General features: G+C 63.0%; 8 protein-coding genes. 2 read left to right on the top strand and 6 right to left on the bottom strand.

All coding sequences use genetic code 11. The annotated features are described in order from the left end of the window. Positions 1-28: 28 nt before the first annotated feature. From mprF to apbC, 5 genes are all read right to left on the bottom strand, one after another. Positions 29-2,746 carry a bifunctional lysylphosphatidylglycerol flippase/synthetase MprF gene (gene mprF / locus WM40_RS00005; protein ID WP_413783791.1) on the bottom strand — a complete coding sequence of 906 codons (2,718 nt, stop codon included), beginning with the start codon at positions 2,744-2,746 and terminating at the stop codon, positions 29-31. 240 nt (positions 2,747-2,986) lie between these two features. Next, positions 2,987-5,254 (bottom strand): arginine/lysine/ornithine decarboxylase, encoded by a 2,268-nt coding sequence (locus WM40_RS00015; RefSeq protein WP_024902718.1) that lies wholly within the window; start codon positions 5,252-5,254, stop codon positions 2,987-2,989. Positions 5,255-5,537: 283 nt separating this feature from the next. Next, positions 5,538-6,107: a dCTP deaminase gene (gene dcd, locus WM40_RS00020; protein ID WP_024902717.1), complete on the bottom strand. Its 570-nt coding sequence runs from the start codon at positions 6,105-6,107 to the stop codon at positions 5,538-5,540. A gap of 148 nt (positions 6,108-6,255) precedes the next feature. Next, positions 6,256-7,152, bottom strand: coding sequence for a superoxide dismutase family protein (locus tag WM40_RS27490; protein WP_052738086.1), 897 nt, complete (start codon positions 7,150-7,152; stop codon positions 6,256-6,258). 17 nt (positions 7,153-7,169) lie between these two features. Beyond that, positions 7,170-8,288 (bottom strand): iron-sulfur cluster carrier protein ApbC, encoded by a 1,119-nt coding sequence (gene apbC / locus WM40_RS00030; protein WP_024902715.1) that lies wholly within the window; start codon positions 8,286-8,288, stop codon positions 7,170-7,172. Positions 8,289-8,808: 520 nt separating this feature from the next. Between apbC and WM40_RS00035 the strand changes: the two genes are divergently transcribed. After that, on the top strand, positions 8,809-9,411 hold the full coding sequence (locus WM40_RS00035) for an OmpA family protein (RefSeq protein ID WP_046151951.1): 603 nt from the start codon (positions 8,809-8,811) through the stop codon (positions 9,409-9,411). A 240-nt stretch (positions 9,412-9,651) separates the two neighbouring features. Further along, positions 9,652-11,796, top strand: a complete 2,145-nt coding sequence (metG, locus tag WM40_RS00040) for a methionine--tRNA ligase (protein ID WP_024902713.1) — start codon at positions 9,652-9,654, stop codon at positions 11,794-11,796. Positions 11,797-11,875: 79 nt separating this feature from the next. Here the strand turns inward: metG and WM40_RS00045 are convergent, their stop codons facing one another. Continuing rightward, positions 11,876-16,645: a translocation/assembly module TamB domain-containing protein gene (locus WM40_RS00045; RefSeq protein ID WP_082102338.1), complete on the bottom strand. Its 4,770-nt coding sequence runs from the start codon at positions 16,643-16,645 to the stop codon at positions 11,876-11,878. Positions 16,646-16,647: the final 2 nt, after the last annotated feature.

Genomic DNA, 16,647 nt, shown 5'->3' on the forward strand with positions numbered 1-16,647 from the left:
TCCCTGTGTGCCTTGCGCCGCACCGCGATCAGGAGCGCCACCCGCCAGCGAGCAACGACAGGTCCGCGAGCGTAAACAACACGCCCACCGATCCCGACGCGGCCAGATAACGGGGCTCCCATTGTGGCGTGAACTTGTTCTTGAACGCGCGCAAACCGCGGAAGTTGTAAAAACGCCCGCCGAATCGCCACGTCAGTGCACCCAGACGGAACCACGGCGAGGCCAACGGGCTGGGCGTCATGCCGGACAATGGCGACATGCCGAGGCTCAACGTGCGCAGACCCGCTTTTTTCAGATGCAAGGCCAGCGACGTGAACAGGTATTCCATCGTGTACGGCGAAGCCTCATTCAAATGCCGCATGACGCCGATGGTCGCCTCTTCGTTTAAATCGGTCGTCATGAACGTGCTGAACGCCACGGGCAGGCCATTTTGCGAAATTACGATCACGCTCTGCGACGCCAGATATTCCGGTGTGAACGCGGCGACCGAAAAACTCTTCTCTTTTGCCGAACGGCTGTCCAGCCAGGTATCCGAGATACGGCGCAAGGTTGGCACGAACGCATGGACGTGCGCCTTGTCCACTACTTGCATGGAAAGACCATCTTTTTCACCCCGCTTCATCGCATAACGCAAATTGGCGCGATGCGGTCCCGTCATCTCGAACGCATGCAGGTCGATCTGCGCCTCCTCTCCGAGCTTGACCAGCGTCAGACCCGCATCGAGATACAACGGCAGCGCCTCGGCCCGCACCTGATAAAACGCCGCGCGGCCACCATGCGCATGCGCCAACGCCACGAACTCGCGAATCAACCCGGCCCATTCGTCGCGTGCCCCGACCGGATCATGCAACGCGGCCCACGTGCGGCCACGCTTGGCATACATCAGAAAGGCCTTTCGCGACTTGGAAAACAGAAAGCTCTTGTCGCCCATCATGGCAAGGCCGGCATCACTACGTGGCTGCGCGCGCACGATGCGGCCCGCATCCGCGATATCCGAGAGCGGCGGCGCGACAAACCGGCCGCGCGCGGGCCGCAGCAATTGCCAGACCGACAACGCCGCGGCAAGTAGCACCGCCCCCAGCACGGTCCGTAATGCCCGCGGAGCGCGTTCGTCGAACGCAAAAGCCGACCACAGGTCGTCCGTGTATGGCACGTTACGGAACGCATAAAACATGAGCCAGACGGACAGCGCGAGGACAATGCCGACCGACACCATCCAGCCAAACGTGAAGCGCTCCGCGAACAGCGAGGACGATCGATTGAATTGCCGCCGCGACAAGAGCAGCAACGCGAGGATGACCAGCAACACCCCGGCCTCGAAGAACGCTAGCCCCTTCGTTACCGACAAGGCGAGATTGATCGACACGATAATGGTTGCGAGCCACCACGCACCGTCGAGCCGACGCAACAGTCCCCGCGCGACGAACAGCAGCAACACGCCGAACAAGCTGGCCAGTATCTGCGAGCTTTCCAGCACCCAGAGCGGCAACCAGTCCTTCAACACCGACAAGCGCGTCTTGTAAGCCGGCACCGCGCCCGAGAGCACCAGCATGCTCCCGACGGCGAATGTCAGCGTGCTGAGAAACACCGGGGCCAGCCAGCCGATTCGCACCGGCGCCAGCTTCGACTTCAGCATCCTCCCTTCGAAGACCGCCAGCAGCGCCGCGGAAAGCAGCAGCGGCAGGACGAAATAGATCACCCGATAGGCCAGCAACGCGCCGACGATCGACGACAACGGCACACTACGGCCCAGCGCGAAAGCCATCGCGGCCTCGAACACACCGAGACCGCCCGGCGTATGGCCGATCATGCCGAGCAGTAGCGCGGCCGCATAAATCGCAACGAAATTGATGAAGCCGACATCGGCGTGCGGCAAGATGACCCATAGCGCGAGCCCGGCGGTCACGACATCGGCGATCGAGAACACCATTTCCGCCAGCAACACATTACGCGCCGGCACCGACAAGCCGAGCGCGTTGAACCATCGCATCCAGCGCGGCAATGACGGCGCCGGCGAGGCGACCGCGGGTGCGGCGCCGCCATCGAAGCCCGCCACGATCTCGATGGGCTCACCCACCAATTCGACCGCGTTGGCCGTGCGGCGCGTCGCGCCTAATCGCACTGCCCGCGCTTCCTTGCCACAGCCCATCACCAAGGCGACGAAGGCGAGCACGATCATCCCGCCCATGATCCGGAGCATCCATGCCGGCAGACGGAACATCGGTGCCAGGTGGGTCGCGCTGAACAACATGCCGGCACCGGTCATCACTGCCAGGGTCAGCGCCAGCGTTACGCTGGTGAACGCCGTCAAGCGACCAACTTGGGCGGGCTGCACGCCGTTCGCCCCGTAGACGCGCAAGCGTACCGCGCCCCCCGTCAATGCGCCGAAACCGGTCACGTTACCAAGCGCGGAACCGACACTCGCGCCGATCCACAGGTTCGTGCGGCTGACGGTGGCGCCCACGTAGCGCAGTCCTGCCCAATCGCGCGCCACCAGCGCGACATAACTCACCGCCGTGGCAGCCAGTGAGGCGGCCCAGACATTCAGACTCAGTGCACGGAGCTCGCGAACGATCTGCGGGTAGTCGACACGCCGCAAGATATGTTGGAACACCACTAGCAAGACCACGCAAAGCGCCAACGCCGCCAATGGACCGACGAACCGCCGAGCCGAGCCGTGCATGAACACGAATGGCTTGCGCCATGCGGCGCGCGCGGAAACAGTGAGGTCTTCGGGCGATTTCATCGTCGTTCCAGGCGGTGCAGACCGGCGCCTGGCGCCGGCGCGAATATCAATATTTCAGACAAGTATCTCAAAGATCGTCGCTGCGGTGCGCCTGCGTGCGGAAAACGCACGGCGCGGCAGGGTTTTGCATGGGATTTCCGAAGGGAACGACAATGCCGATGCGGTGAAAAAACGACACGGCGCAGCTGTCGTAAGAGACATCGGCGCAGCGTAGCGCCGACGGTGCAGTGTGCGAAACGATCAACGCACGCAGTCGACGAAATATTCGATGCGACCGTTGATCACCTCGCCGACGAGACCATGGATGTCGGTATGGAAGCCTGGAAAGCGCTCGTTGAAATCGCGTGCGAACTTCAGGTACTGAACGATGATCTTGTTGAATCGCTCACCGGGGACCAGCAACGGAATGCCCGGCGGATACGGCGTCAGCAGGATACTGGTAACGCGTCCGTCCAATTCGTCGATGGGTACCCGATCGATTTCCCGGTGGGCCAGTTTCGCGAAGGCATCTGCCGGTTTCATCGCCGGCTCCATATTCGACAGATACATCTCCGTGGTCACCCGTGCGATATCGTTCGCACGATAGACGCTGTGGATCTGGTTGCACAGATCGCGCAGCCCTACTCGCTCGTATTGCGGGAATTGAGCCGCGAACTCCGGCAGCACACGCCACAATGGCTGGTTCGCATCGTAGTCGTCCTTGAACTGCTGCAACTCGGTGACCATGCTGTTCCAGCGGCCCTTGGTGATGCCGATGGTGAACATGATAAAGAACGAATACAAACCGGTCTTCTCGACGATGATGCCGTGTTCGGCCAGATATTTGGTCACGATCGCGGCAGGGATGCCGCTTTCGCCGAACTCGCCGTCGATGTCGAGGCCCGGCGTGACGATGGTCGCCTTGATCGGGTCCAACATGTTGAAACCGTCAGCCAGGTTACCGAAGCCATGCCAGCGATCACCGGGGCGCAGCATCCACTCCTCCCGGTCGCCGATCCCTTCGTTCGCAAGGGAGTCCGGCCCCCATACAGAGAACCACCAGTCTTCGGCGTAGTCGTGTCCCACCTTGCGCATGGCGCGACGGAAGTCCAACGCTTCGGCGATCGACTCCTCCACCAACGCGGTGCCGCCCGGCGCTTCCATCATCGCGGCCGCCACGTCGCACGAAGCGATGATCGCGTAGTTCGGGCTGGTCGACGTGTGCATCAGATACGCTTCATTGAAGCGGTGCTTGTCGAACGTCGACTGCGCCGAATCCTGCACCAGGATCTGCGAGGCCTGCGAGATGCCGGCCAGCAGTTTGTGCGTCGAATGCGTGGCGAACACGAGCGCCCGCGTACGAGGCCGGTCATGCCCCATTGCATGCATGTTCTTATAGAAGCTGTGGAATTCGGCGTGTGGCAGCCAGGCTTCGTCGAAATGCAGCGTATCCACCAGATCGCCGAGCAGGTCCTTGATCATCTCGACGTTGTACACCACCCCGTCGTAGGTACTCTGTGTGATCGTCAGAATGCGTGGCTTCATCGACGGATTCTTCTGCAAGGCCTCGCGCGCGAACGGATTCGCCTCGATCTTCTTGCGGATGTTCTCCGGGCGGAACTCGTCGAGCGGAATCGGACCGATCAAGCCGTAGTGGTTCCGCGTGGGCGTCAGGAAAATCGGAATCGCACCCGTCATCGTGATCGCATGGAGGATCGACTTGTGGCAGTTACGGTCCACCAGCACGATGTCGCCCGGCGCCACGGTGGCGTGCCAGACGATCTTGTTCGACGTCGAGGTGCCGTTGGTGACGAAGAACAGGTGATCGGCCGAGAAGATCCGCGCGGCGTTCTGCTCGGAGCGTGCCACCGGGCCGGTGTGATCCAGCAACTGGCCAAGCTCGTCCACCGCGTTGCAGACGTCCGAACGCAGCATGTTCTCACCAAAGAACTGGTGGAACATCTGCCCCAGCGGACTCTTCAGGAATGCCACGCCACCCGAGTGGCCCGGGCAGTGCCACGAATAGGAACCATCGGCCGCGTAATGCGTAAGGGCACGGAAAAACGGCGGCGCCAGCGAGTCGAGATAGGTCTTCGCCTCGCGAATGATGTGACGCGCGACGAACTCCGGCGTGTCTTCGAACATATGAATGAAGCCGTGCAACTCCCGCAACACATCGTTCGGAATATGCCGCGACGTGCGCGTTTCCCCATACAGGAAAATCGGCAGGTCCGCATTGCGACGGCGCACCGCATCCACGAATGCACGTAACGCGACGATCGCGTGCGCCAGTTCGCCGGCCTCGTTGTCGTCCACCAGACCAAATTCGTCATCGTCGATCGACAGGATGAAGCAGGATGCCCGGCTCGCCTGCTGCGCAAACGATGTCAGGTCGCCATAGCTGGTGAGGCCGAGTACTTCCATGCCTTCTTTTTCAATCGCCTCGGCGAGCGAGCGGATGCCGGAACCCGAGATGTTCTCGGAACGGAAGTCCTCGTCGATAATGACGACGGGAAAGCGAAATTTCATGCGGAGAACTCCGTCGAAAGCGCCGATGGCAAGCGAAGCCACTCGGGATGGACGAAAAACGCGTCAAGGAAAGCGTGGCATACCGAAGAAACCCGGCCACCACGTGCGCCCGACGAAAATAAGAACGAGAAAGCCTGGACGAATAATGTGAAGCCCGTGCGACAAAAGCAAAGCCATGTCACGATGCGACCCGGGCGGGTGCCACGACACGCGCCGTTCACCGGATCGATCCGGTGCCGTCCGTCTCGGCTGTGCCGGCGGCTCCGGGCCAAACCAACGCCGCTCAGGTCTTCGGCAGGGTCACGCCTACCTGCGACTGATATTTACCGCCACGATCCCGGTACGAAGTCTGGCAGACCTCGTCGCTTTCAAAAAACAGCACTTGCGCCACACCCTCATTGGCGTAGATCTTGGCCGGCAGCGGCGTGGTGTTCGAAAACTCGAGGGTGACATACCCCTCCCACTCCGGCTCGAACGGCGTCACGTTGACGATGATGCCGCAACGCGCATAGGTCGACTTGCCGAGGCACACCGTCAGCACGTTACGCGGGATGCGGAAATATTCGACGGTACGTGCCAGCGCGAAAGAATTCGGCGGGATGATACAGACATCGCCCTTGAAATCGACGAACGACTTCTCGTCGAAATTCTTCGGATCGACGATCGTCGAATTGATATTGGTAAAAATCTTGAATTCGTCAGCGCAACGGATGTCGTAGCCGTAGCTCGACGTGCCATAGCTCACGACCTTCTGGCCATGCTCGCCCACCCTGACTTGGTCGGGTTCGAACGGCTCGATCATCTTGTCGGATTCCGCCATGCGGCGAATCCAGTTATCGGATTTAATCGTCATCTCGGGGCAGGCGTCTTGAGCAACCGCGCGGACGCACCGCACGGCAGGATCGATAAAAGCGGCATTCTACTCGATTGCCACGCGGTAAAGACGTTGCTTGCGGGGGAGGGAGCAGATACCCGCAAACCACTGCGGTGTCGCGGGCCGCTCAACGATGCACGACGCCGCAGGCCAGCACCCCTCCCGCCGGGTCCTTCGTGGGTGGTACCGGCCAGCGCAGATGGACGCTGTCCGGAGAGTCGCCCGGCAGATCCGCGTCACCCGGCTTGCGTTTGCCGGATGACGGCGCCCCTTTCTTGCCACTGGGCTTTCCGGACCGCTTCGCCGCCGACCGTTCCGCGGCGTCGCCGGCCTGCTGCCTGGCCTGCTGCCTGGCCTGCTCCTCGGCAAGGCTCGCGCGATCGACATACCCCTCATGCACGACGAGGGTCCGTCCGACAATGGACCGCAGGCCGTCCAACGACATCTCCGGCAGCACGAAGAATCCCACGGCCGTGCCGGTGGCATCCGCCCATATCCGTGTCAGCGCGTCATCCTGCCAGGCGGGACTGATCGCGTCGCGGGTCAACCCGACACCGCCGCTGCTTTCCCGCTGGCGCGCCAGCGCCGTGCCGGGCGGAACGATATCGGCCAGCTCCAGACGCGGCCCGACGTGACCGGCGTCGGGGCCGCCACAATCGCCCCCCTGATGCAAGGCAAACGCGTGGGCGGTGTTCGGCGTCAGCCCGACGATGTCGTATGTCACCTGCACGCCCTCGGGACGCTGCGTCAGCGCCACCGTGCCACGTGCCGTATGCCCAGGCGTGGGACGCAATGTCGCATCGGCGCGCAGGGGGTGGGTCACAAAAACGGCGCACCCGCCGAGCGCCACGCTGGCAGCGCCGGCCATGCACGCCGCCCGCGCATGGCGCCACCATCTACCCGACCTCATCGCCGCGCCCTTCGCCGGCACGCCCGCCAAGGCATCCGACCCTGCAAGCGGGGCCGCAACCTGCCGTCTTTCATGCAGATCATCGCCACGGTTCGCTTGCTTGCATTCGGTCATCTATCCTCCCCTGCTGCCTAAGAATTCTGCACGACGATCGTCGGGAACTTCGCGGACATGTCGCGATGCTTCGCCGCAACCGACACCGCTATCCGACGCGCGATATCCCGATACGCACCGGCAATCGCACCATCCGGCGCCGCCACGACCGTCGGGACGCCTGCGTCGGCTTGCTGCCTGATGGCGATATCCAGCGGCAGCGCGCCGAGAAAATCCACATTGTAGTCACCACACATCCGCTCGGCCCCGCCGCTGCCGAAGATAGGTTCGGCATGGCCGCAATTCGAGCATACATGAATGCTCATGTTTTCTACGATGCCGAGGATGGGGATTCCCACTTTCTCGAACATTTTCAGCCCCTTGCGCGCATCCAGCAGCGCCAGGTCTTGCGGCGTGGTGACGATCACCGCGCCCGTCACCGGCACTTTCTGCGCCAGCGTCAACTGAATGTCGCCGGTACCGGGTGGCATATCGACGATCAGGTAGTCGAGGTCCTGCCAATTCGTCTGGTTCAAAAGCTGATCAAGCGCAGACGACACCATCGGACCACGCCAGACCATCGGGTTATCCTGCGCCACGAGGAAACCGATCGAATTGACTTGCAGGCCATGACCGGTCATGGGCTCCATCGATTTGCCATCGGTCGTCTCCGGCTGCCCCGAAATGCCCAGCAACAACGGCTGCGACGGACCATAAATGTCCGCATCCAGCACCCCTACGCGCGCACCGTCGGCGACCAACGCCAAGGCGATATTTGCCGCCGTCGTACTCTTGCCCACGCCACCTTTGCCGGACGCCACCGCGATGATGTTCTTCACGTTCGGCAACAGCTTCACCCCCCTCTGCACCGCGTGCGCGACAATCTTATGGTCGATTGCCACCTGCACGTCAGGCGACGCGCCGTCCTGTCCGTCAGCCCCTCCCGCCGTCCGGATCGCCGCCCGCACGGCGTCCTCCACGCGTGCCCGCAGCGTCGGCGCCGCCGACACGGACGGATAGCCGACCGTGACGCGCAGCGTGATGCGCTCGGGGGTGACGACGACGTCTCGCACCGCCTTGGCCGCACCGAGCGGCGCGCCGGTATAAGGGTCGAGCACTGCCGCCACGGCGGCCTCGACGATTTGCTGGTTCACCATCCTGTTCTCCTGCCTGCTCGCGGCGATTATTTTGCAAGGCACTGTTACATCGATTGCATATGCAAGCGCAGCACGGCAAGCTCCTGATAGGATAAAAGCCCGCCGCATCTACGCACATGGTCGCGCATCGGGCGTGCGAGGTCTGATAGACCCCGTAAGGAAAACCCGGTAAGCAACCGACGTCTTTGCGGCCGTTGCCGCCCTCGATGTACCGCATAGCCTCGCATCCGCGGTTGATCGCAGCATTGTATGTCGAGCCGGCCATTCTTTCCGAGCCGATCTGCGCGGCATGCCCGACGGCATCATGGCGCAGTCGGCTCCGTTGCCTGGCAACGCGCAGTTCTTGGCGCTGCCAGGACCATCGTATCCGTGTCCGCAATAGGAGTTTCAGATGAATCGCAAGACCCTACTCGCCCGTCAACCCCTGGCCGGCACCCCGCACCGCGCCGCTCACCGCACTGGAGCTCGCCGCGGCGTGCGGCTGTCCGTCCTGCCAGCAATCGGCGTGTTGTGCACGGCAATGCTGTTCACCGGGTGCGCAAATCAACAGCAGACCAATACCGCCGTGGGCACCGGCGCCGGCGCGGCGGTGGGCGCCGGCATCGGCGCCCTGCTGGGCAATCGTACCGGCGCGATCATCGGGGGCACGCTGGGGGCCGCCGCCGGCGGCATCACTGGCTATAACTGGGGCGCCATCAAATCGCGCTTGAGCGGCGCCAGCAAGGGTACCGGCACACAGATCACCGAGCAACAGGATGGCTCGCTGAAGGTGAATATACCGAGTTCGGTGTCCTTCGACACGAACAGCTACGAGGTCAAGCCGTCGTTCGCGCCAGTCCTCGATCAGGTTGCCCAATCGATGACCGAGAATCCGGAATTGGTGGCCCAGGTCGTCGGCCATACGGATAGCACCGGCAGCCCTGCTTATAACCAGACGTTGTCACAGAACCGCGCGCAAAGCGTTGCGGGTTATTTGGTGCAGCATGGCGTGGCAGCCAATCGCCTGGCTGCCGAAGGACGCGGCCAGACCCAGCCGATTGCCGACAATTCAACCGAAGCCGGCCGAGCGCAGAATCGTCGCGTCGAAATCTTTCTCCGCGCCACGCGCCAGCACGGACAGTAAGCCACAAATTAACCGACGTTGCGCGACATAGAGCGAGAAAGAGGTCAACGTAGTTTTTTAAGAAAAACCGCGAACTCTCTGGCATTGCGCCTGTCTGACTTGATGGCATGTGACGGTGCCTGACCGTAGCGTGCCATTCTCCTCTTGTCGTTGTTGCTCCGGGGCGTTCTGCCCCGGTCTTTTTGGCGCGGACTGTTAGAATCGGGGGCTTAGCCTGTACCGAACTCTTTCCAACGTCCTATGTCAGCCAACGCTTCCCGCCGCCTGCTCGTCACCTCCGCTCTGCCTTATGCCAACGGCCCGATTCATATCGGCCATCTGGTCGAATACATCCAGACCGATGTCTGGGTCCGGATGCATCGGATGCATGGTCACGAGGTCTATTACTGCGGCGCCGACGACACGCATGGCACGCCGGTGATGCTCCGCGCGGAAAAGGAAGGCCTGACGCCCAAGCAGTTGATCGAGCGGGTCTGGACCGAGCACAAGCGCGATTTCGACGACTTCGGTATCTCGTTTGACAATTTCTACACGACCGACTCCCCGGAAAACAAGGCCTTGTCGGAGCGCACCTATCTGGCGCTTCGGGATGCCGGCCTGATTCAGACGCGGGACATCGAGCAATTTTTCGATCCGGTGCGCGCGATGTTTCTGCCGGACCGCTACATCAAGGGCACCTGCCCTGTCTGCGCGGCGAAGGACCAGTACGGTGACTCTTGCGAAGTCTGTGGCTCGACCTACGACCCGACCGAACTGAAAGACCCGTACTCCGTGGTCTCGGGCGCCACGCCCGTACGCAAGACATCGACCCATTACTTCTTCACGCTGTCCGATCCGCGCTGTGAATCCTTCCTGCGTGAATGGGTCGGCAAGCTGGCCCAGCCCGAAGCGACGAACAAGATGCGCGAATGGCTCGGCGAGGATGGCGACAACAAGCTCGGCGACTGGGATATCTCTCGTGACGCGCCCTATTTCGGCTTCGAGATTCCGGATGCGCCCGGCAAGTATTTCTACGTCTGGGTGGACGCGCCGCTCGGCTATTACGCCAGCTTCAAGAATCTGTGCGCGCAGCGCGGTCTGAACTTCGATGAGTGGGTACGCCCGGACAGCACTACCGAGCAATATCACTTTATCGGCAAGGACATCCTGCGCTTCCATACGCTGTTCTGGCCCGCCATGCTGCAGTTCTCGGGCCATCGCACACCGACCAATGTGTTCGCCCATGGCTTTCTGACTGTCGATGGCCAGAAGATGTCGAAATCGCGCGGCACGTTCATCACAGCCAGCAGCTTTATCGATACGGGCCTGAACCCGGACTGGCTGCGTTATTACTTCGCGGCAAAGCTGAACAGCGCGGTGGAAGACATCGACCTGAACCTCGAAGATTTCATTGCCCGTGTCAATAGCGACATTGTCGGCAAATACGTCAATATCGCCAGCCGTACCGCGAATTTCCTCGTCAAGCGCTTTGACGGCAAGGTGCTCGACACGGTGATGTCGCATCCTTTGCTGGAAAAACTGCGCGCCGGCATTCCACAGGTGGCCACACATTACGAAGCGCGCGAATACAGCCGCGCAATCCGTCTGGTCATGGAGTTGGCGGATACCGTCAATGGCTTCGTCGATGGCGCGAAACCATGGGAACAGGCAAAGGACGAAACGCAGGCCGCCGCGTTGCATGAGACTTGCAGCATCAGCCTGGAAGCGTTCCGGCTGCTGACGATCGGTTTAAAGCCGGTGGTGCCGACGATTGCGGCCGCGGTCGAGCAGATGCTCGGCGTGGCGCCGCTGACCTGGGCCGCGGTGACACAACCGCTGTCATCATCGCAGCCGGTGTCGCCCTACAAGCACCTGACCACACGCGTGGACATCAAGCAGATCGAGAAGTTGCTGGCGGCCAACCGGGATTCCCTGACGTCCGAGGGTGCGGCGACAGATACAACGTCGGCGAAGAACGCGAAGTCCGAGGCAAAATCCGCCAGCAACGGCGACAAGACCAAACCGGCACCATCCGCCGATAGCGGTGAGCAAGGCGACGCGTACATCACGATCGATGACTTTGCCCGCGTCGACCTGCGCGTGGCGCGCATCGTCGATTGCAAGGCCGTGGAGGGATCGACGAAGCTGCTGCAACTGTCCCTGGACCTGAACGAGGGTCGCCTGCGCAACGTATTCTCCGGCATCCAGTCCGCTTACAAGCCGGAAGAACTAGTTGGTCGCTTGACGGTGGTCGTTGCGAATCTGGCGCCGCGCAAGATGAAGTTCGGCGTGTCCGAAGGCATGGTGCTCTCGGCGGCGGGCAGCAAGGACCAACCGGCTGAAGGGCGCGGCTTGTGGGTTCTCGAACCAGATTCCGGCGCGCAGCCGGGCATGCGCATCGGCTGATCGGGACCGGGCGCGATACTTCGATACGGCCAATGAACAGGCGTCGACGCATCGCGCTGCTGTCTCGCCTCCCGCACCGTCAGTCGAAACGGTGAACGTAAAGCAGGAAGACACCGTTGTAAGTGCCGGCCTGCAGGGCCACGGACCAACTGCGGCTTAACAGCCAAGTCAACTTGAACAGGGACCCCGTGGATTGCAGCGCCTGCTCGTAGCCCAGGACGAAGTGTTCGTTCAAGGCCTTCGCGACTTGGACGACCTGGGCATCGGTCAGGCCCGAATCGCTTGACCCGATCGTGAATTCGTCGAGGCCCACGGTCTGCGCGATCCGCTTGCCTCCGGCGCTACCCAGCAGTGCCAGCGCGGCGTCGACGGTATTCTGTTGACCGAGATTCTGGCCGGAGTCCGTGCCATGGCCGAACAGCAGCCAGGAGAGCTTCTCGTTGTCGGGTACACTCGGCTCCGACACCAATTGGGCATCGGGCGCCCGTAACGTTCCGCGCACGCGCACGCCCGCTTCCACTTCCTGGTTCCGACGCATCGCCAGCAGGTTGATCGACGGATTATCGATCGGCCCGTTGAACGTAAAAAAGCCTGTCTCGATATTCAGCTTCCGGCCAAATGCCGTATACGTCGAGCCGTTCGCCACATTGACCGATCCCTGCGCGGACAGCGGAACGTTTGGCGCACTGACCACCGTCAGGCCGCCCGTCAAACCGAGATCCGCGCCTTCACCTCGGAATCGGAAATTACGCCCCAGATCAATCGATATATTGGCGCGTGGCGCGTACTTACCCACCGGTTTTTCAGCGCCCGGCACGCCCTTTTTCGGGACCGCGGGCGTAGGCTGCCCGTTCGACCGGACGATCACCACATCGTCTCCCAGCGAAGGCGCCGATGATTCCGGCAGATCGAACAGGGCGTGATCGACGACGAACTTGCCATCAACCGCGACGCCGCCCTCCGGACCTGCATTTTCAAGCGTGGCCTGTCCGGACAGTTGCAGTTGCCTATCCGGTGTTCCGAACAGTTCGAGCTTGTCTGCGACGATCTTCGCCGCGATCGTGGGATCATCCGCGTCCAGGCGCACCTGGCCGGTGGCCCGCAGTGTGCCGCTGCTACCGTGGAAGACCACTTGCCGGAACGTCATCAGATTCTCGTCGATACCGATATCGATGACGCCATCGCGCAATTGCACACCCTGGTCGAGCAACTGGGCGTTCAACTGGCTGCCCTTCAGCGAGCCCGACAACCGGGGCCTGCCGAACGTGCCGGCAACCTGCAGCCGCAACGCCAACGCACCATCGAACAGATAGGCGGGTCCAAGCAGGCCGCCGGTCGTCCGCAACGACGGCACATCCCCCGTCACGGTGCCCGATAGCGCCGAGTCCGGTCCCACGGTCAGCATGCCGTCTTCCACCACGAGACCGGCGTGCAAGTCGGCACTCACCTGCCCGATGCGCGCGGCGTTGGCCTGAACGGTCAAGTGCGCCTGGCGCGCCCCTGTAAAATCCACGCGAGCGCGCAGTTGCTCGAGGCCCAGCCCGGCACGACCTTGTCCTGTCGTAATCTGGATATCACCACTACGACGCTGGAGTTGGAGATAGCCGCTGGCGGTATCCGCGAGCGACAGGTTCCAATCGCCATCGAAGACCAGGTCGGTGAGATTCTGGGGCGCTGGCTGGTCAGTCATCTGCGCCTGCAACGCCAGCAATCGACCCACATCGATACTGGCGACACGGCCGGCCGAGCGGATCTGGCCGGCACGATAGAACAGGCTTTGAATGTCGATGGTGGCGCCTTCGAGCGTCATCTGCGTCCGCCCCAACTCGATGTCGCCTGGTGCGGCCACCACACTGACAGGTGCCGCAAGGGCAATGGCCGGCGTGCCCCGATTCTCGAGTCGACTGATCGTGCCGCGCCAGCCCATCCCGCCGCCGGATGACGACGCGGATACGGACGTGTCGGCCGCACGGGCTGTCCCTTCCGTCGGTTTGTCCTGCGCGTCGCGACGCGCAGGCGTCGCCTTGCCTTGGCGTGTGGGGGCCGCATCGAACAGGCCACCTTGCGCGGCGATGCTGGCATCGATGAGATTGCCATGCACGGAGCCGTGCATCGTGGCGTCGATCGTGTGCTTTGCACGCGTACCGGCAATGCGTGCGCTCAACGTCTGCAACGTCACACCCGGTGCATCGATATCGCTACCGTCCACCGAGAGGTTCAATGCGCCATTCGCGCCATCACGCAACTCCGCCTGTCCATGGGCCCGTTGCGCGCTGATGGTACCGAAAACCAGATGGGACGCATCATAGCGCGCGGTGACATCGGGATGCGCGATCGAACCCGTCACATCACCTTGTGCCTGCACCGCGCCCGAAAGGCCAAAACCGAGCCTGCTGATATCCGGGGCGTCGACGCGAAAGGCCAGGCGATCGCCCCGCGCGCCAAAGCTGCCGTTCAAATCCACCAGATTGCCTGCCACGGAGAGATGGGCGCGACTCGGCAACAGACGGGAACCCGCCAATTGCACGGTGCCGTCGCCGGTGAGCGGCAAGCCGTTGTACTCGCTGTCGCCCAGAGCAAAGGCGATTCGCGCCGCCAGGGTGGGCGCAAGCCGGCCGGTGACGTCGAATTTACCGGACACCCGGGCCTGGATGCGCTTCCCCCCTGTTGAAACGGATGTGCCGATCGGCGCGGTGGTTTTTGCCGCAGTCGTCGTTCGGTGGGCAGCACGCGTCGTCGAATCCCCTTGTCTTTCACTCGCGGTCTTGGCCGTGCCGTCGCCGCGACGCGCAATACCGGTGTCGCCGTTGGTGACACGTCCGGAGGCTCCCCGCGCGCGCCGCGCGGGCGTTGCACCCTGGGTCGTGGCGCGATCGTCGAGCAGGGCCAGCGGATCGACGTCATGCAACGTGCCTTTTAGCGCGAACTTCGCGTCGGCATCGCGGCCGAGGGTGCCATCAAGCCGCAATTCGCCATCGCCGGCATTGAGCCGCACGGCATCGAACATCGTCTGCGTCGCCGTGGCCTTGACCGTCCCTCGCAACGCGATGCGCGCGTGCGGGTCCGCGAGTTGCAGTGTCACGTTTTGTTGCGCGCCGTCGAGGCGCACACCGATATCGCCGCCAAGTGCTGTCCGTCGCAGGGCGGAATGAACCGCATGCAGATCAAGACGGGACACGCGCAGGTCCAGTTGCCCCTTGCCTTGCGCATACTGGCCGCTGCCAGTGATCGATGCGTCATCGAGCAATGCGATGCGCAGCGCGTCGATGACCTGCCGCGTGGCGTCGAGCTGCACGCGGGCATGCGCGCTGACGAAGGGCAAGCGCTGTGCATCGATTCGACCTGGGATCGCATTGTCGATATCGATCGTCCCCGCCACGACGAGCCCTGACACGGCCGCCCGACGCGCTGCCGGCGAGGCCGCTGCGCTAGACGCCACGTTGGGCGTCACTGCCGACGCCACGGGCGATGCTGCGTTAGACGCCACCGTCGACGCGGTTGTCGGTGCCGCGGCCGCCGCGCCGATTGCCGCGCCCGATGCTGCTGGTCCTGCTGGTGGGTCCGACGCTACTGGCGACAATAGCGCACGGACGCGCAGATCAGCGGATGGGGCACCGGCACTGAGCACCGAGGGATCGATATGGTCGGCGGCGATCGACACGGTCCGGAACGGCACCGCCGCAAACGGACTGGCCTCGATATCGGCACGCGCCGCCAGTTTATAGCCTGTCGCGTCGAGATGAACCTTCAGTGCTTCCAGGTTGCCGGACAGAGTTGCGTTTGCCGTCACGGCCTGTGTTTTCACATTCGTGGCGATGCGCAGATCACCGTGCAATGCGAATGGCGCGACACCATCGATCGCCAGTCCCGCCGTCGCCGTACCGTATGGGGTACGAACGCCCTGCAAGACCATCGCGTGGTGGCGACCATCACTGGCACCCTGCAACGCCAGTTCGTCGATGTCGGTCTCGTCCCCACCGCCATGCAGCGCGATCCGTTCCACTCGGACATCCCGTACCTCGAACTGCAATGGAGAACGCAGCGACGTCGGCATCGTCAAGGAGGAGGAGGCGTCGCCGCTTGACGGTCCGGTCCGCACATCGACGGTACCCACCCGCAGGTAATCGACGGTGAAACGCCAGTGTGGCAAATGACCCGGCGATGCCGTCCCCGCCGCCTTTGGGAATGCACCGTCCCCCGTGGACAATGCCGTGTCGCCGCTGGTAGACGGCGCTCCTGCGGTCGATGCGGCGACAACGGATGAGGCGGCGGACGTCGCGACGCCCGATGCCGTCATCGGTGCGGGCACCGGCGGCGCAGCGATGATGGGCAATGCCGGGGCGTCGGCGACACGGTGTAGCCTCCAGCGGCCCGCCAATCGATCGATCCGGATGTCGGTCGCACCGCTATGCCAGCGCACATCATGCATGCGGATGCCGTTTTGCAGCGCGCCGCCATCGAGGACGCCGGACAGACGGCCTTTCAGCACGTACGTGGCGATGCGCCAGGCCGTTCGGGTGCCCGTATCGGTGTGTACAACCCACGCAAGCGTGCCCGCCAGCGCCACCACCACGATGAAGATAACGGCGACCAGCCATAGCAGCACCCGCCCGCCGCGCTGCCAGCCCCGACGACGTGGCGGCTTGCCGCTCCCGTCCCCATTGCCCCCGCCCTGCCCACCTGCAGGCGCGGCTTGCGCGACACGCGCACCCTCACCTGCCGCATTCAGGTCCATCGCCTCGTTGCCGCCATGCAAGCGGCTGCCGACCGAAGCGGCGCTCCCTGCCGCATTGCCGTCAGGCGGTGGCACCGTGCTCGGGTGCGCTGCGTGTGCTGTCGTCGGTTCCATGC

This window comes from Robbsia andropogonis, assembly GCF_000970345.1.
GTDB classification, from domain to species: domain Bacteria; phylum Pseudomonadota; class Gammaproteobacteria; order Burkholderiales; family Burkholderiaceae; genus Robbsia; species Robbsia andropogonis.

Excerpts from the sequence above, each read along its gene's own strand:
- mprF (WP_413783791.1), bottom strand. The coding sequence starts at position 2,746 with ATGAAATCGCCCGAAGACCTCACTGTTTCCGCGCGCGCCGCATGGCGC.
- WM40_RS00015 (WP_024902718.1), bottom strand. The coding sequence starts at position 5,254 with ATGAAATTTCGCTTTCCCGTCGTCATTATCGACGAGGACTTCCGTTCC.
- dcd (WP_024902717.1), bottom strand. The coding sequence starts at position 6,107 with ATGACGATTAAATCCGATAACTGGATTCGCCGCATGGCGGAATCCGAC.
- WM40_RS27490 (WP_052738086.1), bottom strand. The coding sequence starts at position 7,152 with ATGACCGAATGCAAGCAAGCGAACCGTGGCGATGATCTGCATGAAAGA.
- apbC (WP_024902715.1), bottom strand. The coding sequence starts at position 8,288 with ATGGTGAACCAGCAAATCGTCGAGGCCGCCGTGGCGGCAGTGCTCGAC.
- WM40_RS00035 (WP_046151951.1), top strand. The coding sequence starts at position 8,809 with ATGCTGTTCACCGGGTGCGCAAATCAACAGCAGACCAATACCGCCGTG.
- metG (WP_024902713.1), top strand. The coding sequence starts at position 9,652 with ATGTCAGCCAACGCTTCCCGCCGCCTGCTCGTCACCTCCGCTCTGCCT.
- WM40_RS00045 (WP_082102338.1), bottom strand. The coding sequence starts at position 16,645 with ATGGAACCGACGACAGCACACGCAGCGCACCCGAGCACGGTGCCACCG.